The sequence below is a fragment of the Caulobacter mirabilis genome (assembly GCF_002749615.1).
Lineage (GTDB): Bacteria > Pseudomonadota > Alphaproteobacteria > Caulobacterales > Caulobacteraceae > Caulobacter > Caulobacter mirabilis.
Window position 1 is genome coordinate 1,522,483 of record NZ_CP024201.1, and the last position, 24,643, is coordinate 1,547,125.

Sequence of the window (24,643 nt, forward strand, 5' to 3'; positions counted from 1 at the left end):
GGCGGCGGCGTCAGTTGGTGATCGTGAGCGTGGGGCCGACGTACTGCGTGAGTTCGCCGTCGAACTGACATGTCCCGACGGTCTGGCTCGTGAGCACCATCCGCGGCGGCGGTCCCGGGACCCACTCGACCTCGATGTCCGCCGGCCCGCAGTCGTAGAGGGGGCTGGTGAAGCGGACGCCGTGAATCCTCAGCTTCTGGGCGGTCGCGCCGGCCGGCGTCGTCGGCGCGACGACGGTGATCGGATAGGTCAGGTTGGCGAACGCGCCGTAGTTGCAGAGGCCGCCCTCCAGCGAGAAGCTGTGGAAGACCGCGAGGTTGTCTCCGGCGGCGTCGAACGGTCCGGTGCGCAGCGTGACGAAGCCGTCGCAGGTCACCTGCAGGCCGAGGAGATGAACGTAGAAGACGCCCTGGAAAAGAAGCGTGTTCTGGTTCGGCGGGCTGAAGGTGTCAGCGCCAGACGGGGAGGCGCCGGCCAGGGCGGCGGCGCCGACGAGAGTGGTGAGGATCCTGTTCATCGGAGTACCTGTGTGGCGCCGGCCAGGGGCGGCGGTCCGCCGAAGCGCGGCGGTCGCTAGCGGCCCGAGGGGACGAGCGGGCGAAGAGATGCGGGTCATTGGGTGATCGTGAGAGCCGGTCCGCTCACCTGGCTGAGCGTGCCGCGGATCGTGCAGCCGCCGGTCAGCGTGCTCAGCGGCGAGAATGTGATCGTGGCCGGAGCGCCGTCCGACCAGTCGGCCCAGAGGTTGCCGGTGCAGGTCCCGCCCATGGCTGTGACGACCGAGATCCCCTGGATCTCAATATCCGTCGCCGGGACGCCCGACGGCCCGGTTGGAAGGACGGCGATCGGGTAGAGGGCCTGCTGGAGGGAGACCAGCGAACAAAGGAAGCCGTTCGACAGACCGGCCGCATAGACGTAGCCCTCGTTGTTGCCGGCGCCGTCGGGGTTCGTCGTGAGGACATGGGCCGTCATCGTACAGTTGAAGGTGAGGTTTTCCCGAAACTCGACGTCGCCCTCGAAGACCATGTTGATCGCATTCGGAGGGCTGAAGGCGGCGGCGTGGGCGGTGTGGGCGTTGGTGATCGCCGTGGCGGCCGCGATGGCGACGAACGTGGCGAGGATCTTTCTCATCGGAGAGCCTCCGTGATGCCGGCGCACGCCGACGGGGCCGCCGAGGCGCGGCGGTCGCAAGCGGTTCTGAACGCGACTGGTAGGGACGGCGCCGGCCGGCGCCGTAACGCTAGTTGGTGATCGCCAGGGGCGCCCCGCTGGTCTGGGTGAGCACGCCCTGGAAGGGGCAGGGGCCCGGGAGCAGCATGGTTCCGGGCGGGAAGGTGATCGTCGGCGGCGATCCCGGGGTCCAGGTCGCGATCAGGTCGCCCGGTCCGCAGACGACCCCGCCGACCACCCGGACGCCGGTGAACCTCAGCTGCGTCGCCGGCTGCCCGGTTGGCGGCGGGAGCGGGGTCTCGACATTGATGTTCCAGGGCAGGCCGGAGAATGAGAACAGGCCGCACAGCCCGCCGCCGCCGATCCCGCCCGTGGCGACCCAGGCGTCGCTGCCGGCTGCGTTGGAGACGATGGTCACCGACACGGTGCAGACCAGCGGAGGCGACGCGTTCAGCAGCACATTGCCCGTGAACACGGCGGTGCTGCTGGGCGGGGTGAAGGTGTCGGCCACGGCGGTCGTGGCGCCCGTCAGCGCCAGGGCGGCCGCCAGGGCCCGCATCGTTCGCATCATGCTCTGTCCTCCTCGTAGGGGTCCGGTCGGACCGTCGGGGCGAGGGGCTCAAGCCCGGCCCCTCCAAGATGGCGGGGTTATTTGGTGATCGTCAGCGGCGGGCCGTCGACCTGCTCCATGACGCCCGAGAGGCCGCAGCCGCCGGGGAGCGTCGTGCCGGGCGGGAAGGTGATGGTTGCCGGGGGGCCGGCGTTCCAGTCGACAAGCACGTCGCCGAAGCACGGCGCGTAGAACTGGGCCCGTATGTTCCAAAGCCGGAGCCGCGTCGCCGGTTCGCCGGGAGGCCCGGAGGGGGTGACGACCTCGATGCCCCACGGGGGGTTGGGGAAGGTCCAGTTGACGCAAAAAACGCCCGTTGCGCGCGCGTCGAGGACGAGCGCTCCGGTCCCGTGGAAGCTCAGGTGCATTGCGACTAAGCAGGGAGGAAGGGAGACGCCGCTCTGTGAGAGCACCATGTCGCCCTCGAACTGAATCGGGCCGTTGGGCGGCGTGAAACTGTCGGCGGCGGCGAACGAGGGGCTGATCAGCGTCAGCGCCGCTGCAAGCCCAGGCGTGATACGCGTCATGGCTTCTTCTCCCTGAGCGGGCTGGCGAGGCCCCGGGGCCGGGGCCTCGCGCGCGCTAATTGGTGATCGTCAGCGCGGGGCCTGAGGTCTGCTGAAGGACGCCCGCGATGCCGCAGCCGCCGGGATTGATCGTCGAGCCGGTCGGGAAGGTGATCGTCGCCGCCGGCCCCGCGTCCCAGTTGACGATCAGATCGCCCGGGCCGCAGGCGAACGGGAAGTTCGTCTGAACGCCGGCGATCCTCAGCTGGGTGGCCGCGGCGCCGGGAGGAAAGGCGGGGGCGACGACATCGATGTTCCAGGGGAGGTTGTTGAAGACCAGCGACGAGCACCACCAGCCGCCCGATGAGACGGCGCTGGTGACGTCGGCGTCGCCCGAGCCGTTGTTGGTGATGGTCAGGCTGAAGTCGCAGACAAGAGGCGTGCCCGGCACGAAGTCGACGGTTCCCTCGAAGGTCGTGACGGCGCCGGATGGGCTGAAGGTGTCGGCGGAGGCGGCTGAGACGCCGGCGAAGGACAAGGCGGCGATCAGGGGCAGTGCGGTCAGGGTTCTGGCCATGTCAGACTTCCTTCTTCGGTTCGCGGACGCGATCGCCCGAACGGACGTGCGCCGCCGAAAGCCGCGGATGACGCGGCGTGGAAAACGATGACGCTGAAAAAGAAAAAGGTCCCGGGAGCGCAGCGCCCCCGGGACCAGTCCACACAGGTGAGGTGACCTGTTGAGGGGGAGTCTTAGTTCGTGATCGTGATCGCCGAGCCGGCGACTTGGGTCAGCGTGCCGCCGATGGTGCAGCCGCCGGCGATCGGGGTGCCCGGCGCGAAGGTGATCGTGGCCGGAGCGCCGTCGGACCAGGCCGCCGGAACGTTGCCCGCGCAGGTGCCGCCCAGGACGGTGACCACGCTGGCGCTGTTGATCTGAACCGCAGTGGCGGGCACGCCGCCGCCGCCGCCCGGAGCCGTCACAGTCACCGGGTACGGGAAGTTGTTGAAGGCGACCAGGTTGCACATGAAGCCCGAGGACAGGCTGGCCGTGTCGACTTGGGCGGTGTTGTCGCCGTTGCCGTCGAGCGCGGTGGAGCTGACGTCGGCCTTCATCAGGCAGTTCAGCGAGAAGTCGCGGAACACGTCGACGTCGCCTTCGAACTTGGCGCCCGTGGTGCTGGGCGGGCTGAAGGTCGCGGCTTGGGCGGAGACGCCGGTCAGAGCGATGGCGCTGGCCGCCAGCACGTACAGAATCTTTTTCATTGGAATCCTCTCCTAGGTTTTTTGACCTCGATGCGAACCCGAGGTGTTGAAACTTTCAATGATGTTTACAAAAGAGTCCAGTCAAAATTTCGCCCTAAAGGCGAAAATTGCAACTTTTGATGGTTGCTTCTGGGTTGAAGAAAGATATCCGGGCTCGCGAATTCCTGCGAGCCCGGCATCTATGCCTAAAATTACTTAACGACTAGAACCGGCCCATGATGCTGACGCCGATGATCCGAGGATCGAGAGTGAAGACGTTGGCGGTCAGGCCGGTGTCGTCGGAGTTGGTGAAGAAGTCCGTGATCGGAGCGTCGTCGAAGACGTTCTTCACATAGACCTGGACCACCATGTTGGAATTCGGGTTCTCCAGCGTGGCGGACAGGTTGGTGTTGTCCCACGCCTCGAGCCGGTCGTATTGGGTGTTGTAGACGCGGGCGTAGCTCTCGCTCTGGCGGTAGTAGTCGCCGCGGACGGTCAGTCGCCAGTCGTTGATGTTGAAGGTGTACTGGGCCCCCAGATTGAAGGTCCAGTTGGGCGCGTTGGGCAGCTCGTTGCCTTCCAGATTCGCGTAGAAGCCGCGGCCTCCGTTCGGAGCGTCCTTCAGCGGATTGTAGGTGAAGCCGAACATCTGCCAGAAGCGGAACAGGGAGGGCAGGGCCGGATCGAACGAGCCGATGCGGGCCGAGCCGGAGCAGAGCGCGGTCAGCGCCTGGGCCGCCAGGGTGTCGTCGAGCCCGCGACCGAGGATCGTGGCCACGTGCCTGGTCGGCGCGACGCAGTTGGACGGCACCTGGACCCACGGGCGGACCAGGGTCCAGTCCGGGTTGCCCTGGGTGCGGTTCATCACGTCGATCGACTGTGCGCCCTTGCCCAGTTCGGTGTGCAGGTAGCCGATGTTGGCGTCCAGCCGCAGCTCGGGGGTCGGATGCCAGATGACTTCCAGTTCGGCGCCCATGTTCTTGGCGTCGAAGTTCTCGTTCAGCGAGATCCGGTCGACGATCTGGGAGACCTGGTAGTCCTTGTAGTCGTAGTAGAAGGCCGTGGCGTTCAACCGCAGCGCGCCGTTCATGAAGGTGTTCTTGGTCCCGATCTCGAACGCGTTGAGGTACTCGGGGCGGAACGTCTCGGCCAGCGGCTGGTACTGCACCACGTTCGGATCGATATCCACGCGTGGCGGGTTGGAGCCGCCGCCCTTGTAGCCGCGGGCGTAGGACGCATAGACCAGCGTGTCGTCGCTGAACGACAGGTCCGGCTTCCAGTCGACCACGAAGCGGCCGGTGAACTCGTTCCAGCCCTGCTTGATGTCGGGCAGCGCCGGGTAGCCGCGGCTGTACTTGCCGCCCGTCGAAGGGCCGCTGGTTCCACGGTCGGCGCCCAGCAGCAGCTGGCTGGGATAGGGCGTGCTGACCTTGCTGTCGTCGGTGTAGCGCAGGCCGGCGGTGATCTTCACGTCCGGCGTCACCTCCCAATAGGCTTCACCGAAGATCGCCCAGGACTCGATCTGCACCACGTTCTTGCTGCGGAAGTAGTTGTGACCCTCGCCGTTGATGCTGCTCAGCGGATTGGGGTCGACGTAGACGCATTCCTTAGGCGTCGTGGGCTCGCAGATCACCGGCGTCTTGGGCGGCGCGCCGGAGTTGTAGAGGTACTCCGCCAGGTAGGTGAAGGTGTTGTTGAAGACGTAGTAGTCGTCCTGCGACTTGAACTTCAGATAGTTGGCGCCGAGGCTGAAGTTGAGCGGGCCTTCGAACGCCGACTGCAGGCGGACTTCCTGGCTCCACTGCCGGTTCTGCGACTGGCTCAGGTCGACGGCCAGCATCCGGTCCGACGCGCCGAGCTGAGGGTCGGTATAGACGCCGCCCGGGGTCGGGGGGCGGATCGTCGCCGAATAGCCGTAGGGCAGGTTCGACGCGTTGACCATCGGCTGGCCGGTGTCGCTGAAGATCGGGTTCGACACGAAGCGGTTGTAGTCCTGCGAGGAGTAGTAGCGGTCCTCGGTGTAGGCGGTCTGCGAGATCAGCTGCAGATTGTCGCTCAGGTCGAAGCTCAGGTTCAGCTGGACCACGTCGTTCTTCGACCGGAAGATCGGGTCGTAGCTGGTGGCGATCTCACGCAGGTCGCGCGACTGCACCAGGCCCAGATAGGGATCGGTGAGCCGGTTCTTGAACGCCCTGACGAGCGTGTTCTGGTTCCGCGGACCCGGGGTCGGGTAGCCGAAGGTGATGCCGTCGGCGACGAGGAACTGCGGGAAGGACAGGCCGTTGGGAACCCCGTAGGCGGTGTCGTTGAACAGCGTGCCCGGCAGACAGCCCTGGCTCAGGCGAGCGCGAGTCAGCGCCGAGGTGTTGACGCCGCCGACCTTGGCCGGACCGTCGTCGCGGGTGCAGAGCTGCTTGCCGGTCCGCGAGCGCTGATCGTCTTCCTCGAAATGTTCCCAGATGACGTTGGCGCTGAACCAGTCGACCGGATCCCACTTCGCCGACAGGCGCGTGGACCACAGATCGCGGTTGTTCACGTTCTTCTTGGTGAAGGTGTTGTAGTCGAAGCCGTCACGCTGGGTGAGGGCGCCGGCCACGCGGATCGCCAGCGTGTCCCCCAGGGGCATGTTGAACATGCCGCTGAGCCGTCCGGTGGAGTAGTTGCCCAGCTCGGCCTTCATCATGGCTTCGAGGTTGGGTCCCGGCAGCCTGGGGATCATGTTGACCACGCCGGCCGTGGCGTTGCGGCCGTACAGGGTGCCCTGCGGCCCGCGCAGCACTTCCACCCGCTCGACGTCCAGGAACTCCTGCTCGAACAGCCGGTTCCGGATCAGGGGCGTGTTGTTGAAGCTCACCGCGACGGCCGGGTCGCTGCTCGCGGAGATGGCCTTGGTCCCGATCCCGCGGATCGAGAAGTTGTACATGCTGAAGTTGGCCTTGGAGAAGCTCACGTTCGGGATCGCGCGGAGCAGTTCGGGTCCGCCTTCGATCTTCCGCTCGTCCAGGGCCTGGGCCGAGAAGGCCGACACGGCGATCGGCACGTCCTGGATCGACTCCTCCTTCTTCTGGGCGGTGACGATCAGTTCATCAACGAGGCTTGGTTCCGCGCCCTCGTTGGCGCTTGCGCTCTGGGGGGCGTCGTCTTCCTTCTTGACGATCAGGAAGGTTTCGCCGCTGCGGCGGTAGGTCAGGCCGGTGCCGGCCAGGAGGGCGGTCATCGCCGCCTCGGGACCGGAGGCGTTGCTCACGCCGGCGGAAACCTTCGCCTCGGCCAGGCCCGGTCCGTAGAGTACGGGCGCGCCGGTCTTGACGCCGAATTCCTTCAGGGCCGCCGGAAGCGGCTGGGGCCGGATATCGATAATCTGCGGTTTGACCTGAGCCTGCGCCAGGCCTGCCGAAAAGATCGTCGCGGCAGCAGCGACGCCGACCAGCAGGCCAGCACGGTACTTGTGGGCTCTCACGTTTCACTCCCCCGTTGATGCGAACATTGTTCGTTCGCTTGCGACGGAAGAGGCAGCCCCTCAAAAACACCCCACACACGTTTTGCGGGAAGGTGAAGATATTATGGCGCCGACAGCTCGATGGCGCCGTCGCCGCGACGCGCCACGCCCGCGTAATCGTAAGCCGCCAAGGCTCTTGCGAAGCCGTCGACGTCTCCAGGCCGGAAGTTGCCGCTGATCAGGGTGCGCCCGACATCCTCGTCGGTGATGATGATTTTTCGGGGAGAGCGTCGATTCATCTGCTCCGCCACGACGGCGAGCGGCTGCGCCTCGAAGATCAACTGGTCGCGCGTCCAGCTGGTTTCCTGCGACACGTCGGTGCGGGTGACCCGCCAGCCGTTGATATCGCCCGCCAGTTGCGATCCGGCGACCATCTCGGTCGTCTCGATGGAGGGGGGCACCAGGCCGTTCGGGCGAGCGCCCAGGCTTGGGGCGGCGGCCACCGGCGTCTGCACGCGCACCCGTCCTTCGACCAGGGTGATGGCGAAGGCCTGCTTCTCGACGCTGACCTCGAAGGCGGTGCCGAGCGCCGTGACGGTCCGGCCGCCGGCCTGGACCACGAACGGATGGTGCTTGTCCTTGGCGACGCGGAAATAGGCCCGACCGCTCTCGAGGCGGACCACGCGGCGGCCGCGTTCGGCCAGCGTGCGAAGGCGCGCGCCCTCGTGCAGCATCACTTCGGTGCCGTCGGCGAGGGTGAGCACCGACCGTTCGCCCTCGCCGGTCTGATAGAGGTGGGGCTGGAGCAGGCCCGCCACGACCGGCGGCGGCGCCTTTGACTGAGTCGAGGGCCAGGCGACGATCCCGATCGCTCCGACCACCGCCGCGACGACGCAGGCGGCGATCGCCTGGGGCGGGAAGTAGCGCTCCAGCCGGAACGGGCGCTGTTCGGGCAGCGCATCGCGCATCGCCAGCACCCGGGGGTGCATGCGAACCAGCTCCAGGGCCGTCCAGGTCCGCTCGACCGCGTCGTAGGCCGAGCGGTTCGCCGGATCATGGTCCAGCCAGGCCTCGAGCGCGGCTTCGTCGCTTTCGGTCAAGGCGCCCGAACGCATCCGCGAGAACCAGTTGGCCGCCAGACCGTCGACGTCGTCGATGAGAAGGTTTTCCTGGGTCATCGACGCGCCTCCAGGGTGGCGGTCAACTGCTTCAGGGCGCGGGTGATCAGTCGCTCGACGGCGCTGACGGTGATGCCCATGCGGCGCGCGACCGAGGCGTAGGTCGCCTCTTCGAAACGGTGCAGGAGGAGAGCCTCTCGAGATCGGGGCGGCAGGCTCTCGAGCGCCAGCATCAGGCGGTCGAGGGATTCCTTGCCCATCAGGATACGCTCTGGCGACAGCTCCTCGATCGACGCTTCTGCGGGCGTGAGGGGGCGGCCGAGCGCCGGATAGTTGTAGCGGCGGTGCGCCAGGACGCTGCGGGCGACCTGGAAGAGATAGCCTCGCGCGTGCTGGATGCCCGCCACGCCGCCGCGGATCTGCAGGGACAGGAAGACGTCCTGGACCATGTCCTCGGCCTCGGCCGGGCTGGCGCGCTTCTCGAAGTACCGGCGCAGGGCGGGTCCGTAGTCGACAAGCCAAGCCTGCATGGTCCGGTCCATGTCGGATCCTGGATCATCCATCGGCGGCGTCGTCGGCGAGGCCATGCGGCCGAGCTCCCTCATTCGTCCCGTCTGGAAGGCCCGGCGTCGCTACATCCGCGTCCTGGCCCCCGGTCTAGACCGGAAGAGGCGAAAGTCCCGCGGGCCCCCACATTCGGGACGCGTTTTTCTTCAGCTTTTTCGCGAGTATCCGCTTCCCTGGGGGAAGTAGACCCACGAGCGTTGCTTTCGTCCAGGGGGAATTCCACCGAAATTCCACTTTCGGTTATGCGCCGGCTTCGGACGAAGTGACGCGGCGACAAATGTGCCAAAACGGCCTAATCCGAGAGTCTGCGAAGCGTACCTGAGCCCCGGCGGCCTCCGTATCGGCCCCGGGGCTCTTTGCTGTCTGCCGTGCATCCCCCGTTGAACCTGGCCGCGAACACCGCGAGGGTGCCGCCGCTCGACGCAGGAGACTTCAGATGACCAGAGAACGGATCGGCGCCGCGGCCGCGGTGGAGCGCCTGCAGGGCTGGAGCGTGAAGCCCGGCGACCGTGACGCCATCGAGAAGACGTTCGTGTTCGAGGACTTCAACGCGGCGTTCGGCTTCATGACCCGGGTCGCCCTGAAGGCCGACAAGCTCGACCACCACCCGGAGTGGTTCAACGTCTACAACCGCGTCGAGGTGCTGCTGGCCACCCACGACGCCGACGGCGTCACCGATCTGGACGTCGAGCTGGCGAGTTTCATGGACGCGGCGGCGGCGTAGCAAGAAGCGGGTCGCCCCGGCCGGGCCGCCGGTCCATCTGCCGCTCCCGATCAGACATCAGGAGCGGATCATGGCGACGTTGGACGGCAAGGTGGCGATCATCACGGGCGCGAGCTCGGGCATCGGACGGGCGGCGGCGCTGCTGTTCGCGCGGGAAGGGGCCCGGCTGGTGCTCAACGCCCGGCGCGAGGCCGAGCTGGCGGCGGTGGTCGATCAGATCGAGGCGGAGGGCGGACAGGCCGCCTACCTCGCCCGCGACGTCCGCGACGAAACCCTGGCGCCGGATCTCGTCGCCCTGGCCATGGACCGCTTCGGCGGCCTGGACATCGCCTTCAACAACGCCGGGATGACGGGCGAAGCCGCGCCGGCGGCGGAAACCCGGCCGGACGTCTGGCGCGAGGTCCTCGACGCCAATCTGACCAGCGCCTTCCTGCTCGCCCGGGCGCAGATCCCGGCCATGGTCGCGCGGGGCGGCGGTTCGCTGATCTTCACCTCGACCTTTGTCGGCCACCTGGTCGGCTTTCCGGGCATGGCCGCCTACGGGGCGTCGAAGGCGGGCCTGGTCGGACTGACCCGGGTGATCGCCGCCGAGTATGGCGCGGCCGGGGTTCGCGCCAACGCGCTGTTGCCGGGCGGGGTCGACACCCCGATGGGCCGGGCGGTCGCCGACACGCCGGAGGCCCGCGCCTTCGTCGAGGGGCTGCACGCCCTCAAGCGCCTGGCCGCGCCGGAGGAGATCGCGGAGGCGGCGCTCTATCTGGCCTCCGAACGGTCCAGCTTCATGACCGGGGCGACGCTGCTGGCCGACGGCGGGGTGACAATCACGCGGACCTGACCATTCGGGCCTCCGCGGGGCGGGTCTTCAAAGACCCCGGCGCAATCTCTAAGTCTGTCCGTCGAGGGAGGGAAACCCGATGGACGCCGTCGTCACGTCGCGCCGCGAACAGGCCAAGGAAGATCGCCGTCGCCGTCTGATGGACGCGGCGCACGATCTGCTGCGCGAGGTCGGCGGCGAGACGGTGACGGTGCAGGCGATCGCCGAGCGGGCGGGAGTCAGCGCGGCGACCGCCTATAATCTGTTCGGGACCAAGACCGCGATCCTGGCCGGGGTCTATGACCAGGATCTGGAACGCTTCGAGGCGCGGGTGGCGCAGGCGGACTGCGGCGGCGGCGTCGAGCGGATCTTCCGGGCGATGGAGATCGCCGCCGACCTCTACCGCCGCGATCCCGGCTTCTACCGCACCATGATGACCGACGGCCTTGCCGGGCGGGACGGCGCCTTCGCCGCGGCGATCCGCCAGCCGCGGGTGCGGTTCTGGCGGCGGATGGTCGAGGCCGCGGTGGCCGAGGGCGGATTGAGGCCCGAGACGGATGTGGAGGCCTTGGGCGCGATGTTGGTCCATGTCGTCGGCGGCGGTCTGGCTGACTGGGCCGGCGGCGCGATTTCGGTCGATCGACTGGAGGCGGAGAGCCTGTTCGGCTTCGCCGCCCTGCTGGCCGGGTTCGCGTCGGACGATGCGCGAGCCTCCTTGCGCGTGCGATTGGAGGCGGCCAATCGCGCTGTTTCGGCGGCGAGGTCCTGACGACGCCTTGCGCGCGCCGCGATTGCCCGTGAACATTGTTCACCCACCCGGAAGACCGGGGGCGATCCGCAGGGGAGGCGGGACATGGCTCTGGAGTTGGAGGCGGGCGCCGCGCGCCCGGCGGACGCGTCCGCGAACGGGGTCAGGCTGAGCGCCTGGCGCCTGGCGATCTTCTCGACGCCCTGTATCCCGCTCGCGGCGATGCTGATGCCGGTCACGGCCTATCTGCCCAACTACTACGCCACCGATCTGGGCGTGCGGCAGGCGGACCTGGCCTGGGCCTTCATGGCGGTGCGTTTCTTCGACCTGTGGTTCGATCCGGCCCTGGGCCTGCTGATGGACCGCACCAACAGCCGCTGGGGGCGGTTCCGCGTCTGGTTCGTCGCTGGCGCGCCCATCGCCATGCTGGCCGTGTTCATGCTGTTCATGGCCCAGCCGGGGATCACGGGCGTCTACATCCTGATCTGGCTGATCGTGGGCTTCGCGGGGCAGTCGATGGGGCAGCTCGCCCACATGGCCTGGGGCGCGACCATCGCGCCGGCCTATGAGGACCGCTCCCGCGTCTACGGCTGGTGGCAGACGATGAGCGCGACGGGCATGATCGTCATCCTGCTGCTGCCGCCGCTGGTGAAGTACGGCTTCGGCGGAACCTTCGCCGACGGCGTTCAGGCCATGGGCTGGTTCGCGATGCTGATCCTGCCGGTCGCCGCGATCCTGGCCCTGGCCGCCATGCCGGAGCCGCCGGTGAAGCCGCATCACGAGCCGCCGCGCCTGGCGCATTTCGGGGCTCTGCTGAAACGGCCGACGGTCCTGCGGCTGCTCGGGGCCGACATTCTCTGGGGCACCGGCCTGGCGCTCGCGGGGACGCTGCTGTTCTTCTACTTCGACGCCGTGAAGGGGATCGACCGCGGCCTCGCGGGCCTGGCGCTGATCCTCTACTTCCTCGGCGCCCTGGTCGGCGCGCCGCTGTGGACCCGTTTGGCCAATCGCCTGGGCAAGCACCGCGCCCTGACCATCGGCGGCGTGGCCTGGGCCCTCGCCCAGCTGTCGGTGCTGGTGGCGCCGCCTTCGGTGGTCTTCCTGTTCTGCGCCATGTTCGTCGCGGGCCTGCCGTTCGCGGCCGGGCCGGTGCTGCTCAAGGCGATGATGGCCGATGTTGGCGACGAGGAGCGGCTGTCCAGCGGCGTCGACCGCACCGGGCTGCTGTTCTCGCTGCTCACCGGTTCGGTCAAGATCGGTTCGATGCTGGCCGTCGGCGGCAGCCTCTATGCCTTGGACAGGGTCGGGTTCGAACCGACCAAGGGCGCCGCCAACGCCGAGGCGGCCCTGACGACGCTGTCGGCGATGTTCACCTTCGGCCCCGCGCTGCTGGCGCTGGGCGCGGCGGGGCTGATCCACGGCTACCGCCTGGACGCCGCCGCCCATGCCGAGGTGCGCCGCCGCCTCGAGGATCGGGACCGCGGCGCGGGCTAGGACGTGGACGCCAAGGCGCGCCCCTCGGAGGCGCGCCTTGGGGACCTCTAGGGCTTGAAGCCGACGAACTCGACGAACTGCGGCAGGACCAGCAGCCAGGTGTCGACGGCCAGTTCGATCTGCTCGGAGCTGGCGCCCTTCTCGGCGTCGATGTCGTAGCGGATGTAGGGGTCCATCTCGTCGTCAAGGGCGGCCCGCCCGAAGCGCTTGGTGTAGTTCCACTCGTTGGCCTTCGAGTAGGTGATCCCGTGCTCCAGGTCGAAGCCGGCCGAGAACTGGATGCTCTCGCAGCGGTCGTTCGTGCAGTTGTAGAAGTAGACGCTCCAGTCCACGCCGTCGGCCGCGCTCTTCACCAGCGGGTCGTCGGAGTCGTCTCGCGTCACCTCGGCCTTGTAGCCCTTGGCCTGCAGGACGGCGGCGACTTCCTTGGCGGTCACGCCGCCGGCCGGGTAGGGCTTGGCCGAAGCAGGGGCGGCGGCGAGCGCCAGGACGCCCAGGGCGCCAAGGCCGAGTGCGGTGAAAACGGTCTTCTTCATGCTGCGAATCCCTCCAGCTGGGTCTCTAGGCGTCGACCATAGAGCGCGGGCGGCGCGCGCCCTACCTCAATTAGGGGGTTGTCCACCGCCTGTTGCGGCGGAACAGTGTTCGCTCCGGCGCTCGGCGCGCCGCCAAGGACGAGCCTCATGACCCGCTCCAACGTTCTGCAGATCGAGCCTCTGACGCCCGCCATCGGGGCGATCCTGCGCGGCGTGAACATGGCCGAGCGGGCGTCGGACGACCTGATCGCCGACATTCGCCAGGCCCTGCTGGATCATCAGGTGATCTTCTTCGAGGGGCAGGAGGCGACCCCCGGCCAGCAGCGCGACTTCGCCGCGCGGTTCGGCGAACTGCACGTGCATCCGCTGTACGACCGGAACGCCGAGCATCCCGAAATCATGGTTATCGACAACCACGTCGACAATCCGACCGACAACAATTTCTGGCACACGGACGTCACCTTCATCGATACGCCGCCGATGGGCTCGATCCTGGCCGCCCGCCAGCTGCCGCCGGTCGGGGGCGACACCATGTGGTCGTCGATGACGGCCGCCTATCGCGCGCTGTCGGAGCCGATGAAGCGTTTCCTGGAAGGGCTCGAGGCGATCCACGACTTCGCCTACGCCTTTACGCCGGACGGCCTGGCCGGATCGCAAGCCGGGCGCGCGCAGTACGAGAAGGCGGTCGCCGCCAACCCTCCGGTGACCCATCCGGTGATCCGCACCCATCCCGAGACGGGCGAGCCCTGCATCTTCGTCAACTCGGTGTTCACGCGCCGGATCAAGGGTCTGCGCCGCGAGGAGAACCGCGCGATCATGGGCTTCCTCAACCAGCATGTGCAGCAGCCGGAGTTCGTGGTCCGCTGGCGCTGGCGGCCCGGCGACGTCGCCTTCTGGGACAACCGTTGCACCCAGCACCGGGCCGTGGACGACTTCCTGCCGCACCGGCGGATCATGACCCGGGCGACGGTGCTGGGGGACAAGCCGACGTTCCGGGCGGCCTAGGCCGCGCGTGGGGACATGCTCCGCGAAGCGGTGCGTGTCCCCGAGACCGACGCTTCAGGGGACACGCACCTTCGGAGCATGTCCCGGTGCGAGACGCGTCAGCCCCGGCACGCCGCCACGCACCGCCTCGCCAGCGTCTCGCCGGCGTCGATCAGCGGGACCTCCAACGCCTCCGGCGCCACGACCAGCGGGATCTCCGTGCAGCCCGCGACGACGGCGTCGGCGGACAGGCCGCGGAGCAGGGCGGTCATGGCCGTGCGGACTGCAGGCCCCAGGTCGCCGCCCTTGATGCGATAGAGCGTCTCCATGAACCGCGCCTGGCCCTCGGCGTCGAGCAGGACGGGGGTCAGTTCCGCCGCCGCCAGCCGCTCGACATAGAGGTCCCGCGCCATCGGCGTCCCGACCACCCCGACGCGCCGCGCGCCGGCGGCCTGTGCCGCTTCGACCGCGACGTCGATCATGTCGATCAGCGGCAGGCCCGATCCGCGCCGGACGTCGTCGGCGAAGGCGTGGGCGGTGTTGCAGGCGATGGCCAGGACCTGCGCGCCGGCCCGGGCCAGGTTGCGGGCCATCTCCGCCAGCACCGGTCCCGGTTCCGTATCCGCGGCGTTGCGGTCGGGGACGTGCGGGTTGATGTCGACCAGCACCCGCAGGTGGTCCTGGTCCCGCGCCGCTGGCGTCGCCGCCTGCAGCTTGGCCAGGAAGTCCAGCGTCGCCGCCGGCCCCATCCCGCCCAGGACCCCGAGGGTTTTCACAGCATCGCGTCCAGCTCGTCGCGGTAAGCGAACAGGCCCTGGGCGCCGCCGGTGTGCAGGAAGACCACCGTCTGCCCCTCGAAGGCGCCCTGGCGGGCCAGGGCGATCAGGCCCTTCATCGCCTTGCCGGTGTAGACCGGGTCCAGCAGCAGGCCTTCGGTCCGGGCCGCCAGCTTCAGCGCCTCGACCACCGCCTGGTCGATCAGTCCGTAGCCTTCGCCGACATAGTCGCAGTCGGCGACGACCAGGTCGCGGGTGACGCGGTCGGCGTGACCCAGGCGGCCGGCGGTCTCGACGGCCAGGTTGAACACCGCTTCCTCCTGCTTGGCCTTGGGCGCACGCACGCCGACGCCGAGCACAGGGATGTCGGCGCCGCTGACCGCCAGGCCGGCGACGAGGCCCGCCTGGGTGCCGGCGCTGCCGGTGGCGGTGACGATGCGGTCGATGACCAGGCCTTCGTCGTTGGCCTGGGCCGCCAATTCCAGCGCGCAGTCGACGTAGCCCAGCGAGCCGACGGCGTTCGAGCCGCCGCCCGGGATGATGTAGGGCGTCCCGCCGGCCTTGCGCACGGCCTCGGCCTCGGCGAGCAGTTCGGCGTTCATGTCGGTTCCGGCGACGACGGTCCGGATCTGGGCGCCCAGCAGGCGGTCGAGCAGTACGTTGCCGTTCCAGAGGTAGTCGTCCGCCTGGTTGCCGGTGCGGTTCTCCAGGATGATCCGGCAGCTCATGCCGAAGTTGGCCGCCGCCGCCGCGGTCTGGCGCACATGGTTGGACTGGACCGCGCCCTGGGTGATGAGGGTGTCGGCGCCCTGTTCCAGGGCCTCGCCGAGCAGGAACTCCAGCTTGCGGGTCTTGTTGCCGCCGCCGGCCAGGCCGGTGCAGTCGTCGCGCTTGATCCACAGATCGATGCCGAGCTCGGCGCTCAGGCGCGGCGCGGGTTCCAGCGGCGTGGGCAGGTGCGCGAAGCGGGCGCGAGGGAACTTGGCGAGGTTCATGCGAATCCTGTGGCGCAACTGTGTTATGCTGCCTTCATACACCAGCACGCAGCGAGGCGACGCCATGTCTCCGAAAGTCGTGTTCGCGTTCCTAGTCTTCGCCGCCGCCCTTCTCCTGCCCGCCGGAGCTGCTTCGGCCGCCGCCTTCGTGCTCGGCGGCGGCATGGCCAACGCCTGCTCCCAGGCGGCCATCGCCGGGCGGGATGACCGCGCCTCGATCGAGGTTTGCACCCAGGCCCTGGAAAGCCAGCCGCTGCTGCGTCGCGACCGCGCCGGCACCCTGGTCAACCGCGGGGTCATCCAGCTGCGCCGCAAGGCCTACGCCGAGGCCGGCCGCGACTTCGACGCCGCCCTGGCGCTGGAGCCGGGACTGGGCGAGGCCTTCGTCAACCGCGGCGCCGCCTTCATCGCCCAGCGGCGCTATCGCGAGGGCGTGGACCAGATCGACCGCGGCCTGGCGCTGGGCCCCGACGAGCCGGAGAAGGCCGATTTCAACCGCGCCCTGGCCTGGGAAGGCCTGGACGACATGAAGGCCGCCTGGCTCGACTACCAGAAGGCCCTGGAGCTGCGACCCGACTGGGACGCCCCCCGCCAGGAGCTGACGCGGTTCACGGTGGCGAGGCCTTAGGGCCGGGGACATGCTCCGGCGAAGCCGGTGCGTGTCCCATGATCGCAAGTCCAGGGGACACGCACCCTTCGGGAGCATGTCCCCATCCGTTGCTGAGACGATCCGCGCGCTCGCGCGTTAGACAGGCGGACCCCATCTGGAGCGGATGATGCGCGCCGCCGCGACCGTGTTGCTGACTGTCGTTCTGGCCGGGCCGGCCCTGGCCCAGGCCGATCCCGCCTGGGAGCGCCAACGGGCCGCGGCCCTGCAGGCCCAGCGGGACGCAGAGCGCGACGCTCTGGCCTGGCGGCTGGAGGCGGAGGCTCGCCGCCAGCGCGCCCAGACGGAGGCGACCCTGCGGTCGATGCCGTCGGACGCCTTGGCCGGCGGCCCGTCGGCGACGCTGCCGCGCCGGGCGCCCTCGACGATCGAGATGGCGCCGCCGCCGGAGCGTCCGACGCCCGCGCTGACCGCTGACCAGGCGCGCATGGACGCCCTGATGGCCGAGGCCATGGCCCGCTCGAACGCGCGGGTGAAGGCGATCGCCGGGAGCAGCGACAGGCGCTAGACGCGGGCCGCCGTTTGGGGGCAGCCTGAACCTACGGATCCAAGGGAGGAGACGCCCATGCGCTGGGAAGGCGGCAGGCGATCGGGGAATATCGATGATCGGCGCGGGATCGGGCCGGTCGGAGCGGTCGGCGGGATCGGTGTCGGCGGCATCGTCGTCGCCCTGATCGGGATCTTCGTGTTCGGCATGGATCCGGGCCAGGTCATGAACATGGTCAGCGAGGGCGGCGGGACGGGGGCCCAGGTCCAGCAGCAGGCCGGCAAGCAGGGCAGCCCGCAGGACCAGGCCGGCGCCTTCGTCGACGTGATCGAGACCTCGACGACCGACGTCTGGAGCCAGCTCTTCCAGCGCGCCGGTCAGCGCTACGCGCCGCCGGAGGACGTGGTGCTCTACGACCAGGCCACCGGCACCGGCTGCGGAACCGGCCAGGCGGCGATGGGGCCCTTCTACTGCCCGAACGACCGCAAGGTGTATCTGGACCTCAGCTTCTGGAACGAGCTGGAGAGTCAGTTCGGAGCCAAAGGCGAGTTCGCCCGGGCCTATGTGATCGCGCACGAGGTCGGCCATCACGTCCAGAACCTGACCGGTTCGCTGCGCAACAGCCGCGGCGGCAGCGGGGCGGAGAGCGGCGCGGTCAGGGTCGAGTTGCAGGCCGACTGCTACGCCGGGGTCTGGGCCGCCCACGCCGGCGCCGCGTCCGGCGGCAGGATCACGCTGGAGCAGGGCGACCTGGAGTCGGGTCTGGGCGCGGCCAGCGCCGTCGGCGATGACACCATCCAGCGCCGCACCCAGGGTCGCGTCGTGCCGGACGCCTTCACCCACGGCACCGCCGAGCAGCGCATGCGCTGGTTCCGTGTCGGCTACGAGAGCGGCGACCCCGGCCAGTGCGACACCTTCAAGGCGCGGCGGCTGTAGCGGCGGTTCAGCCGCCCTTCGGGGCGTAGGCGATCAGCTGGATCTCGACCACGCCGCGCGGGGAGAGCAGGCCGGTGGTCCCGACCGCCGTCCAGGCCGGATGCGGGCCCTTCACGTACTCGGCCTTCACCTTGTTGATGATGGTGATCTGGTCGCCGCGCGGCATCGGGGCGTTCGGCCCTTCCCAGACGTGGAAGCTGTTGATCATGGCCACGTCGTCGAAGCTCGCGCCGGCGGCCTTCAGGGTCGCGTCGAGCTGCCTGAACGCGCGCCGCACCTGCTGCTCGAAGGCGGCCGCGTCGGTTCCCTCGTCCGGCGCCGGGCCGACGATCACGCCGGAGACATAGATGACGTCCCCGATCCGCCGGGCCGGCGCGTAGTGGAACTCGTCGTAGGAGGCCTGATGGCGGGCGGAGGGGATGACGACCTCGCCGCCGGGGGCGGGAATCTTCACCGGATAGGTCGGCTGGGCCGCCGCGGGCATGGCGATGGCGGCGATGAGCGGCAGAGCGAGGGCAGGGCGCATGGCGAGGCTCCGGCGGACGAAGACGCGGACCCTGTCATCTCCAAGAACGGCGTTCAACCTGTGGCGCGATCCTGCTCGGCGGCCGGGCCGCCGGGGCGAACGAGCGCCAGATAGACGAGCGCGGAGAGAACGAGCCCCGGCGCACGCAGCGGCCAGGTCAGGAGTCCGGTCGCGGCCGCCGTGACCTCCCGCCACTGGGGATCGATGACGGCGAGGGCGATCGGCGGGGCGACCGCCAGCGCCATCGGCGCGGCGCCGAGCAGAAAGAGCCCGATCATCGGCCAGGCCAGGCGGCGGGTGAGGGCCAGTCCTCTGCGGATCGCCGCCGACGGGGATAGGCCCTCGGCCATCGCGGCCGCCCGGGCGGGGAGCAGGGCGGCGGAGGTCAGGGTCAGGAAAACGGCGACGGCGAGACCGGCGCCCGCCGATAGGCTCCCCAGCAGCGGCAAGTTGGCGTCGGGCGCCTCGGCCGCCTGTCGGGCCATCAGAAACAGCACCTCGCCCGCCACCGAGGGCAGGCGCGCCGCCAGGCCGATCGCCAGCAGCGCCGGCAGAGCGCGCGTCGTCGCCCGCCACGCCTTCGCCAGCGCCTCGCGGGAACGCCAGGGTTCGGCGGCGGTCAGGGTCAGGTGGATGAGCAGGCCGCCGACCACCGCCTCGATCAGGACCAGGACGGCGGTCAGGACGAAGGGGCCCTGCGGATCAAGAAAGAGCATCGTGGCCAGACCGCCCAGCCGCCAGGATTGCTGCAGCGTGATCCAGACCGGTCCAGCCGCCAGGAGCACGAGCAGGATCGCGATCCATCGCGCCTTGAGCACGGCGCCGGCGTCGGCGGCCAGCGACCGCAGCGAGAGTGTTCGAGACATGGACTTCCCCCGAGGAGAGCCTAGTCGGCCCGGACGGTCCGTGTCCATCGCTTGCCCCGGCCTCGCCTCCGGCCTAGTCTCCGCCCGTTCTCCGCGGGGCGCCGCTCAAGGCGCTGAGATTCGGCTGAAGCCGTGACGCGCCGAACCTGATCCGGGTCATGCCGGCGAAGGGAGAGACCGCTTCCCCGCAAGAGGGGGGAGTCCCCTATGCCGGCGCAGTTTTGGGAAACCGCGCCATGAACGCTCACACGCCTGTCACGCCGAAGACCGACGACGTCGCCATCGGCCCGCGCCTGGGCGGGCGCAAGGTCTACGCCTCGGGCGAGCTGTTCCCCGACCTGCGGGTGCCGTTCCGCGAGATCGCGCTGCACCCCTCGGCCAACGAGCCGCCGCTGACGGTCTACGACCCCTCGGGCGCCTACACCGACCCGGACGCCAAGATCGACATCGAGACCGGCCTGGACGCCATCCGCGCGCCCTGGATCGCCGCCCGCGGCGACGTGGAAGAGGTCGCCGAGCCCCGTGAGGTGAAGCCCGAGGACAACGGCTTCGCCCAGGGCCGCCACCTGGCCCCGGCCTTCCCGGCGGTGAACCGCAAGGTCTTCCGCGCCAAGGCCGGCCGACCCGTCACCCAGCTGGAATACGCCCGCGCCGGGATCATCACGGCGGAGATGGAATATGTCGCCATCCGCGAGAACCTGCGCCGCGAGCAGAACGCCCCCTGCGTCCGCGACGGCGAGGACTTCGGCGCCAGCATCCCGGACTTCGTGACCCCCGAGTTCGTGCGCCAGGAGATCGCCCGCGGCCGCGCCATCATCCCGGCCAACATCAACCACCCGGAAGTCGAGCCGATGGCCATCGGCCGCAACTTCCTGGTCAAGATCAACGCCAACATCGGCAACTCCGCCGTGCTCAGCACCGTGGCGGACGAGGTCGACAAGATGGTCTGGGCCACGCGCTGGGGCGCGGACACGGTCATGGACCTGTCGACCGGCCGCAACATCCACAACATCCGCGACTGGATCGTCCGCAACAGCCCGGTGCCGATCGGCACGGTGCCGATCTACCAGGCGCTGGAGAAGGTCAACGGCGTCGCCGAGGACCTGACCTGGGAGGTGTTCCGCGACACCCTGATCGAGCAGGCCGAACAGGGGGTGGACTATTTCACCATCCACGCCGGCGTCCGTCTCCCGTTCATCCCGCTGACCGCCAAGCGCGTCACCGGCATCGTCAGCCGCGGCGGCTCGATCATGGCCAAGTGGTGCCTGGCTCACCACCGCGAGAGCTTCCTGTACGAGCGCTTCGACGAGATCTGCGAGATCATGCGCGCCTACGACGTGTCGTTCTCGCTCGGCGACGGCCTGCGCCCGGGGAGCACGCGTGACGCCAACGACGAGGCCCAGTTCGCCGAGCTGCGCACCCTGGGCGAGCTGACCAAGGTCGCCTGGGAGCACGGCTGCCAGGTGATGATCGAGGGCCCCGGCCACGTGGCCATGCACAAGATCAAGCAGAACATGGACGAGCAGCTCAAGCACTGCCACGAGGCGCCGTTCTACACGCTTGGCCCGCTGACCACCGACATCGCCCCCGGCTACGACCACATCACCAGCGCCATCGGCGCGGCGATGATCGGCTGGTTCGGCACGGCGATGCTCTGCTACGTCACGCCCAAGGAGCACTTGGGCCTGCCGGACCGCGACGACGTGAAGACCGGCGTCATCACCTACAAGCTGGCCGCCCACGCCGCCGACCTGGCCAAGGGCCACCCCGCCGCCCACCTGCGGGACGACGCCGTCAGCCGCGCCCGCTTCGAGTTCCGCTGGGAGGACCAGTTCAACCTCGGCCTGGACCCGGAGACGGCCCGCAAGTTCCACGACGCCACCCTGCCGAAGGAAGCCCACAAGACGGCCCACTTCTGCAGCATGTGCGGCCCGAAGTTCTGCTCGATGAAGATCACCCAGGAGGTGCGGGAATACGCCGCCGGCATCGCCCCGAACGCCCCCGTCGCGGGCGCCGAGGCGGAAGCCGGCATGGCCGAGATGAGCAAGAAGTTCCGCGAACTGGGCGGCGAGATCGAGGTGAAGGTCTAGGCCTTTTTAGAACCGTGTGCCCCCGCGAGGGCGGGGGTCCAAGCGGGGGGTCAATCTGTCCAAGGCGGTGAAGCCGCACGGTCAGCTTGGCTCCCCGCCTTCGCGGGGACGATCGGAGGAGGGGCAGCGCCCTTGCCGAACCGCCCCGCGCCATGTTCGCCTCCCCACGTCACAATGAGGAGACCCCGCGCGTGAACTGGCTGGACAAGCTGCGGGGCCAGCGGCCCAAGACCCCCGTCCTGGCGACGATCGAGCTGCCGCCGCCGGACCCGGACGCGCCGCCGGTCCGGCTCTACGGCGACCAGCCGATGCGCAAGGCCTGGGCCGAGGACGTCCTCCGCGGCGAGGGCGTGCCGATCAACCCGCATCTGCCGGTGATCGAGAGCGAGGCCGAGGTCGCCCTGCGCGCGCCGCGCGAGGTCGCTGAGCGCCTGCTGGCCCTGACCCTGGTCGCCGCCAAGGGCGTCGACTTCCCGCAGGACGAATTCCTGGAGCTGGTGGCCGAGCGGGGCGCCCTGCCGCTCTTCACCGACCGCGAGCGCGCCTTCGTCCTCGATCCCGCCCCCTCGACGCACGACCGGGTGCAGTTCAGCTGGCGCTACGAGGCCGCCTGGGCGCTGCTCTGGCCGCTAGGCCACGTGGACGGCGTGCTCGGCCCGCCGCGCGAGCCCTGCGACGTCGACCACCTGGTCGACGTGATCCGCGACACCCCCGACCTCGACGACCTCGCCGCCAAGGGCTTGCGCCGCGCCAACGACGTCCTCTGCGAGACGGACCTGATCTACCGCTATCACTGGGCCGTCCGCCAAGCCGGCATCGACGGCAAGGACCCGCCCGCCGGCCTCCACGGCGGCGTCACCATGGAACGCCACCAGGCCCTGAACTGGCTGATCGGCTACGGGGAGCGGGCGGACTGGGAGGAGGTTGGGACGGATACGTGAAGGGGGGCTATCTCTCGCCTAACTCAGGTTGCGCGTTGACTATTCGAAACGGCTGATTAGGTGATCCACCTGTAAGATCTATGCCGAACCTGCTGGATGGGACTCTAGGCGCATATGGCTGAATTGCTCGGAATCTGCGTGCGTAAAAGCGATGCTGTTATGCCGCTGCCACGCATTTCCTTCACTCGGTTTGGACCCATCACCCACGGGAAAATCGATCTAGCGAAGTTTCTGATTTTCGTCGGGCGGAACAATACTGGAAAGAGCTATCTCGCCAACCTAGTTTGGGCATTTCGAAATTTCCGTACAGCTATGCTCGCGGGGGAATCTCAAGATAAGCTTCTTGTGCCGGAGTGGTTTCGTTCTTGGGTAGAGCGTGACCATGTGGCGGAGCAATTTAGCCCTCTAGAGATAAGGGGGCAGGATATTGAGGCTGTACTAAACCCCTGGCTCGCCGAAAATGGCATCAAGGTAGCTCGTCGGGTTCTCTCCTATGAGGGGGTCCCTGTCGAAAACCTGTCCATTCGCCTCAGGGGCTCCATTTGGATTAAGAAGCGGCCGAAGCTGCCGCCGGCTTTTGACACGAATAAATTTTCGTTCCTTAGGTCAGATTTTCCTTCTCCCTCTTCTTGGGAAATATCTGGGAAGAAATTCGAGAAATCCGGGGTGGAGGAAAGGATTGAAGACTATTCAGCTCAGATGTTGAGTGTATATGCTTCTGACTCTGTGTATGAGCTCTTTATATCAATAGTTGAGAAGTTTATTTCCGCAGATTTGGATGCGGGAAGGTCGTCATCGATATATATGCCTGCTGCTAGAAGTGGGTTGATGCTTTCGTTGCCTTCCCTGTACTCGTCGCTTTTGGAGAATTTTACGCTATCGGCAGATGGCACTGCGAGTGTAAATCTGCCGCTTGGCACTGTGCGCTTTCTGCAGGCGCTGACGCGTGCTCCTGCAGGGGCAAAGCCTGGGCGTTTCTCCGAGATAGCTGATTTTCTGGAGGGAGAGGTGGTTCGGGGAAAGGTCTCTCGTGACGGAGAGCAGCATGGGCGGTTTTCCTATGCGCCTCAGGGCGCGAAGGTGAACTTGCCTCTGCATGCCACCTCGTCGCTTGTTAGCGAGATGGCTCCCTTTTTGTACTTGCTGAACGGGCACAATATTGATCAGGGGCTTGTCCTGGAAGAGCCTGAGGCGCATCTGCATTTAAGTGCTCAGCGCGCAATGGCTCGAGCTATTGCGCGGCTATTAAGTGACGGGGTGTCTGTCGCGCTAACAACTCATAGCGACACATTTGTTCAGCAAATAAATGTTCTGGGCCGTCTTCATCGTCATCCTGCCAAGGAAGATTTAATGAAGCGATATGGGTATGTGGATAATGAATTGATCGATCTCGATTCTGCTCATTGCTATGAGTTTGTGAAATCTCGTAGCGCGACGAAGGTGGTGCGGCTCGATGCTACGGATATGGGATTTGCTGTTCCTTCGTTGAATGAGACGTTAATAGAGCTTGCTGAGGAAACTATTAGCACAAACTTGGAGAACTAGAATGTTCTCAAATTTTGAGCAGGGCCGGTTTGTTCGTGAGCACGTTTCAATAGAGGTCGGGCCAATTGTTCAGGTGGAGGAAAGGAATGCGGGGGGGAGTGGAATTGTCTCATTTGAGGCAAGCAGTCCTTGTTTGGCTATAAGAAACCCCGGGGATAAGCCGCCTCTAGCCTGGAGTGCGCTTAAGAAATGCGCCGATGGTGCATTTCTTTTTCAGAACAATGACAAAATTCACGCTCATATAGTGGAGCTGAAGTCGGGAGTTGGTCCCGGCTCCTGGGGATCTATAAAGGAGCAGTTTGCAGGTATGCTCACAAATATACTTGCAATATCTGGGGTGGCGAGTTTGCCTAAACCGGAGCGGTTAGTTTGTCATATCGCATACAAGAGAGATCTTTTTAGGGCACAGGAATCTGCCGATCCTGTTCTTCTTAAGGTGGCCACCGGTGGTGGCCAATCTATCGGTAAAGGCGGCGATTGGCACGATCAGGCAATAGAGCTCGTAGGATTTGGAAGGGCAGAACTCAGAAAGATCGAAAGAGATGCGGCAAGTGGCGGCGGATCTGGTCGGTTTGACTAGGGGCGTATTCATTGCTGATCTGAGCAATTTGCTCTCCCGATACCCTTCTGATGTGCTGGTCTTCTTTAGTCTAGGCGGTGAAGTGATCTGCAGATGGAGCCGCGCCTGAGCCAGCTCATAAAGGCTCATCACCGTCGGGTTGCGGCGGCCGCGTTCCAGGTCGCTGATGTACTGCTGGCCGAAGCCGGAGCGTTCGGCGAACTGCTCCTGGGTCAGGCCGGCGGCGAGCCTCAGCCGTTTCACGTTTTGCCCGACGCGGCGCCGCATGTCCGTCATGCGGCC

26 protein-coding genes and 1 riboswitch are annotated in these 24,643 nt (G+C 67.5%); of the genes, 11 read left to right on the forward strand and 15 right to left on the reverse strand.

Annotated features, from left to right (window positions below):
- Positions 1 to 10: 10 nt before the first annotated feature.
- The 9 genes from CSW64_RS07455 to CSW64_RS07495 form a co-directional block, all read right to left on the reverse strand.
- Positions 11 to 517, reverse strand: coding sequence for a hypothetical protein (locus CSW64_RS07455; protein WP_099621520.1), 507 nt, complete (start codon positions 515 to 517; stop codon positions 11 to 13).
- Between the two features lie 95 nt (positions 518 to 612).
- Positions 613 to 1,131 (reverse strand): hypothetical protein, encoded by a 519-nt coding sequence (locus CSW64_RS07460; protein ID WP_099621521.1) that lies wholly within the window; start codon positions 1,129 to 1,131, stop codon positions 613 to 615.
- A 109-nt stretch (positions 1,132 to 1,240) separates the two neighbouring features.
- Positions 1,241 to 1,741, reverse strand: a complete 501-nt coding sequence (locus CSW64_RS07465) for a hypothetical protein (protein WP_099621522.1) — start codon at positions 1,739 to 1,741, stop codon at positions 1,241 to 1,243.
- A 77-nt stretch (positions 1,742 to 1,818) separates the two neighbouring features.
- Positions 1,819 to 2,307, reverse strand: coding sequence for a hypothetical protein (locus CSW64_RS07470; protein ID WP_099621523.1), 489 nt, complete (start codon positions 2,305 to 2,307; stop codon positions 1,819 to 1,821).
- A gap of 55 nt (positions 2,308 to 2,362) precedes the next feature.
- Positions 2,363 to 2,863, reverse strand: coding sequence for a hypothetical protein (locus tag CSW64_RS07475; RefSeq protein WP_099621524.1), 501 nt, complete (start codon positions 2,861 to 2,863; stop codon positions 2,363 to 2,365).
- A gap of 173 nt (positions 2,864 to 3,036) precedes the next feature.
- Positions 3,037 to 3,549, reverse strand: a complete 513-nt coding sequence (locus CSW64_RS07480) for a hypothetical protein (RefSeq protein WP_099621525.1) — start codon at positions 3,547 to 3,549, stop codon at positions 3,037 to 3,039.
- Positions 3,550 to 3,751: 202 nt separating this feature from the next.
- Entirely contained in the window at positions 3,752 to 6,988 is a 3,237-nt protein-coding gene (locus tag CSW64_RS07485; protein WP_245863855.1) for a TonB-dependent receptor, read from the reverse strand.
- Between the two features lie 101 nt (positions 6,989 to 7,089).
- Complete coding sequence (locus CSW64_RS07490; protein ID WP_099621526.1) at positions 7,090 to 8,145, reverse strand: FecR family protein; 1,056 nt, start codon at positions 8,143 to 8,145, stop codon at positions 7,090 to 7,092.
- Positions 8,142 to 8,672, reverse strand: coding sequence for an RNA polymerase sigma factor (locus CSW64_RS07495; protein ID WP_172448493.1), 531 nt, complete (start codon positions 8,670 to 8,672; stop codon positions 8,142 to 8,144). The genes CSW64_RS07490 and CSW64_RS07495 overlap by 4 nt, the downstream gene beginning before the upstream one ends.
- Positions 8,673 to 9,088: 416 nt before the next feature.
- Here CSW64_RS07495 and CSW64_RS07500 point away from each other — a divergent pair, with 416 nt between their 5' ends.
- The 4 genes from CSW64_RS07500 (at position 9,089) to CSW64_RS07515 (ending at position 12,432) form a co-directional block, all read left to right on the forward strand.
- Positions 9,089 to 9,376: a 4a-hydroxytetrahydrobiopterin dehydratase gene (locus CSW64_RS07500; RefSeq protein WP_099621528.1), complete on the forward strand. Its 288-nt coding sequence runs from the start codon at positions 9,089 to 9,091 to the stop codon at positions 9,374 to 9,376.
- A gap of 70 nt (positions 9,377 to 9,446) precedes the next feature.
- The gene (locus CSW64_RS07505) at positions 9,447 to 10,211 is read left to right on the forward strand and encodes an SDR family oxidoreductase (RefSeq protein WP_099621529.1); all 765 of its coding nucleotides are present in this window, start codon (positions 9,447 to 9,449) and stop codon (positions 10,209 to 10,211) included.
- A 79-nt stretch (positions 10,212 to 10,290) separates the two neighbouring features.
- Positions 10,291 to 10,959 carry a TetR/AcrR family transcriptional regulator gene (locus tag CSW64_RS07510; RefSeq protein ID WP_099621530.1) on the forward strand — a complete coding sequence of 223 codons (669 nt, stop codon included), beginning with the start codon at positions 10,291 to 10,293 and terminating at the stop codon, positions 10,957 to 10,959.
- An 84-nt stretch (positions 10,960 to 11,043) separates the two neighbouring features.
- Entirely contained in the window at positions 11,044 to 12,432 is a 1,389-nt protein-coding gene (locus CSW64_RS07515; protein ID WP_099621531.1) for an MFS transporter, read from the forward strand.
- A 47-nt stretch (positions 12,433 to 12,479) separates the two neighbouring features.
- On the opposite strand, the gene CSW64_RS07520 is transcribed toward CSW64_RS07515, so the two are convergent.
- Complete coding sequence (locus tag CSW64_RS07520) at positions 12,480 to 12,968, reverse strand: YbjN domain-containing protein (protein WP_099621532.1); 489 nt, start codon at positions 12,966 to 12,968, stop codon at positions 12,480 to 12,482.
- 147 nt (positions 12,969 to 13,115) lie between these two features.
- On the opposite strand from CSW64_RS07520, the gene tauD reads away from it, so the two are divergent.
- A complete protein-coding gene (tauD, locus tag CSW64_RS07525) occupies positions 13,116 to 13,973 on the forward strand; it encodes a taurine dioxygenase (protein WP_099621533.1) in 858 nt (285 codons plus the stop codon).
- Between the two features lie 98 nt (positions 13,974 to 14,071).
- Here tauD and cuyB read toward each other — a convergent pair whose 3' ends face one another.
- Both cuyB and cuyA read right to left on the reverse strand, forming a co-directional pair.
- Positions 14,072 to 14,728, reverse strand: a complete 657-nt coding sequence (gene cuyB, locus CSW64_RS07530) for a cysteate racemase (protein ID WP_425430367.1) — start codon at positions 14,726 to 14,728, stop codon at positions 14,072 to 14,074.
- Entirely contained in the window at positions 14,725 to 15,723 is a 999-nt protein-coding gene (cuyA, locus tag CSW64_RS07535; protein WP_099621535.1) for a D-cysteate sulfo-lyase, read from the reverse strand. The genes cuyB and cuyA overlap by 4 nt, the downstream gene beginning before the upstream one ends.
- Before the next feature lie 64 nt (positions 15,724 to 15,787).
- On the opposite strand from cuyA, the gene CSW64_RS07540 reads away from it, so the two are divergent.
- The 3 genes from CSW64_RS07540 (at position 15,788) to ypfJ (ending at position 17,813) form a co-directional block, all read left to right on the forward strand.
- Entirely contained in the window at positions 15,788 to 16,351 is a 564-nt protein-coding gene (locus tag CSW64_RS07540) for a tetratricopeptide repeat protein (protein WP_099621536.1), read from the forward strand.
- 148 nt (positions 16,352 to 16,499) lie between these two features.
- Entirely contained in the window at positions 16,500 to 16,898 is a 399-nt protein-coding gene (locus tag CSW64_RS07545) for a hypothetical protein (protein ID WP_150131358.1), read from the forward strand.
- 57 nt (positions 16,899 to 16,955) lie between these two features.
- Positions 16,956 to 17,813 carry a KPN_02809 family neutral zinc metallopeptidase gene (gene ypfJ / locus CSW64_RS07550; RefSeq protein ID WP_099621538.1) on the forward strand — a complete coding sequence of 286 codons (858 nt, stop codon included), beginning with the start codon at positions 16,956 to 16,958 and terminating at the stop codon, positions 17,811 to 17,813.
- A gap of 7 nt (positions 17,814 to 17,820) precedes the next feature.
- Here ypfJ and CSW64_RS07555 read toward each other — a convergent pair whose 3' ends face one another.
- Positions 17,821 to 18,339 carry a RidA family protein gene (locus CSW64_RS07555; RefSeq protein ID WP_099621539.1) on the reverse strand — a complete coding sequence of 173 codons (519 nt, stop codon included), beginning with the start codon at positions 18,337 to 18,339 and terminating at the stop codon, positions 17,821 to 17,823.
- 53 nt (positions 18,340 to 18,392) lie between these two features.
- A complete protein-coding gene (locus CSW64_RS07560; protein WP_099621540.1) occupies positions 18,393 to 19,205 on the reverse strand; it encodes a hypothetical protein in 813 nt (270 codons plus the stop codon).
- A gap of 88 nt (positions 19,206 to 19,293) precedes the next feature.
- Positions 19,294 to 19,382: riboswitch (TPP riboswitch) on the forward strand.
- Between the two features lie 59 nt (positions 19,383 to 19,441).
- Between CSW64_RS07560 and thiC the strand changes: the two genes are divergently transcribed.
- From thiC to CSW64_RS07575, 3 genes are all read left to right on the forward strand, one after another.
- On the forward strand, positions 19,442 to 21,295 hold the full coding sequence (gene thiC, locus CSW64_RS07565) for a phosphomethylpyrimidine synthase ThiC (RefSeq protein WP_099621541.1): 1,854 nt from the start codon (positions 19,442 to 19,444) through the stop codon (positions 21,293 to 21,295).
- Positions 21,296 to 21,486: 191 nt separating this feature from the next.
- Positions 21,487 to 22,236 (forward strand): DUF4272 domain-containing protein, encoded by a 750-nt coding sequence (locus CSW64_RS07570; RefSeq protein ID WP_172448494.1) that lies wholly within the window; start codon positions 21,487 to 21,489, stop codon positions 22,234 to 22,236.
- 114 nt (positions 22,237 to 22,350) lie between these two features.
- Complete coding sequence (locus tag CSW64_RS07575) at positions 22,351 to 23,781, forward strand: AAA family ATPase (protein WP_099621543.1); 1,431 nt, start codon at positions 22,351 to 22,353, stop codon at positions 23,779 to 23,781.
- A 364-nt stretch (positions 23,782 to 24,145) separates the two neighbouring features.
- Here CSW64_RS07575 and CSW64_RS07580 read toward each other — a convergent pair whose 3' ends face one another.
- Positions 24,146 to 24,637: a helix-turn-helix domain-containing protein gene (locus tag CSW64_RS07580; RefSeq protein WP_245863856.1), complete on the reverse strand. Its 492-nt coding sequence runs from the start codon at positions 24,635 to 24,637 to the stop codon at positions 24,146 to 24,148.
- Positions 24,638 to 24,643 lie beyond the last annotated feature (6 nt).

What these genes read in the sequence shown, in the direction of transcription:
- ypfJ (WP_099621538.1), top strand. Translation starts at nt 16,956, where the DNA reads ATGCGCTGGGAAGGCGGCAGGCGATCGGGGAATATCGATGATCGGCGC.
- CSW64_RS07460 (WP_099621521.1), bottom strand. Translation starts at nt 1,131, where the DNA reads ATGAGAAAGATCCTCGCCACGTTCGTCGCCATCGCGGCCGCCACGGCG.
- CSW64_RS07480 (WP_099621525.1), bottom strand. Translation starts at nt 3,549, where the DNA reads ATGAAAAAGATTCTGTACGTGCTGGCGGCCAGCGCCATCGCTCTGACC.
- CSW64_RS07455 (WP_099621520.1), bottom strand. Translation starts at nt 517, where the DNA reads ATGAACAGGATCCTCACCACTCTCGTCGGCGCCGCCGCCCTGGCCGGC.
- CSW64_RS07505 (WP_099621529.1), top strand. Translation starts at nt 9,447, where the DNA reads ATGGCGACGTTGGACGGCAAGGTGGCGATCATCACGGGCGCGAGCTCG.
- CSW64_RS07555 (WP_099621539.1), bottom strand. Translation starts at nt 18,339, where the DNA reads ATGCGCCCTGCCCTCGCTCTGCCGCTCATCGCCGCCATCGCCATGCCC.
- cuyA (WP_099621535.1), bottom strand. Translation starts at nt 15,723, where the DNA reads ATGAACCTCGCCAAGTTCCCTCGCGCCCGCTTCGCGCACCTGCCCACG.
- CSW64_RS07545 (WP_150131358.1), top strand. Translation starts at nt 16,500, where the DNA reads ATGCGCGCCGCCGCGACCGTGTTGCTGACTGTCGTTCTGGCCGGGCCG.
- CSW64_RS07475 (WP_099621524.1), bottom strand. Translation starts at nt 2,863, where the DNA reads ATGGCCAGAACCCTGACCGCACTGCCCCTGATCGCCGCCTTGTCCTTC.
- CSW64_RS07580 (WP_245863856.1), bottom strand. Translation starts at nt 24,637, where the DNA reads ATGACGGACATGCGGCGCCGCGTCGGGCAAAACGTGAAACGGCTGAGG.
- CSW64_RS07495 (WP_172448493.1), bottom strand. Translation starts at nt 8,672, where the DNA reads ATGGCCTCGCCGACGACGCCGCCGATGGATGATCCAGGATCCGACATG.
- CSW64_RS07540 (WP_099621536.1), top strand. Translation starts at nt 15,788, where the DNA reads ATGTCTCCGAAAGTCGTGTTCGCGTTCCTAGTCTTCGCCGCCGCCCTT.
- CSW64_RS07560 (WP_099621540.1), bottom strand. Translation starts at nt 19,205, where the DNA reads ATGTCTCGAACACTCTCGCTGCGGTCGCTGGCCGCCGACGCCGGCGCC.
- CSW64_RS07510 (WP_099621530.1), top strand. Translation starts at nt 10,291, where the DNA reads ATGGACGCCGTCGTCACGTCGCGCCGCGAACAGGCCAAGGAAGATCGC.
- CSW64_RS07500 (WP_099621528.1), top strand. Translation starts at nt 9,089, where the DNA reads ATGACCAGAGAACGGATCGGCGCCGCGGCCGCGGTGGAGCGCCTGCAG.
- tauD (WP_099621533.1), top strand. Translation starts at nt 13,116, where the DNA reads ATGACCCGCTCCAACGTTCTGCAGATCGAGCCTCTGACGCCCGCCATC.
- CSW64_RS07470 (WP_099621523.1), bottom strand. Translation starts at nt 2,307, where the DNA reads ATGACGCGTATCACGCCTGGGCTTGCAGCGGCGCTGACGCTGATCAGC.
- CSW64_RS07515 (WP_099621531.1), top strand. Translation starts at nt 11,044, where the DNA reads ATGGCTCTGGAGTTGGAGGCGGGCGCCGCGCGCCCGGCGGACGCGTCC.
- thiC (WP_099621541.1), top strand. Translation starts at nt 19,442, where the DNA reads ATGAACGCTCACACGCCTGTCACGCCGAAGACCGACGACGTCGCCATC.
- CSW64_RS07465 (WP_099621522.1), bottom strand. Translation starts at nt 1,741, where the DNA reads ATGATGCGAACGATGCGGGCCCTGGCGGCCGCCCTGGCGCTGACGGGC.
- CSW64_RS07575 (WP_099621543.1), top strand. Translation starts at nt 22,351, where the DNA reads ATGGCTGAATTGCTCGGAATCTGCGTGCGTAAAAGCGATGCTGTTATG.
- CSW64_RS07490 (WP_099621526.1), bottom strand. Translation starts at nt 8,145, where the DNA reads ATGACCCAGGAAAACCTTCTCATCGACGACGTCGACGGTCTGGCGGCC.
- CSW64_RS07520 (WP_099621532.1), bottom strand. Translation starts at nt 12,968, where the DNA reads ATGAAGAAGACCGTTTTCACCGCACTCGGCCTTGGCGCCCTGGGCGTC.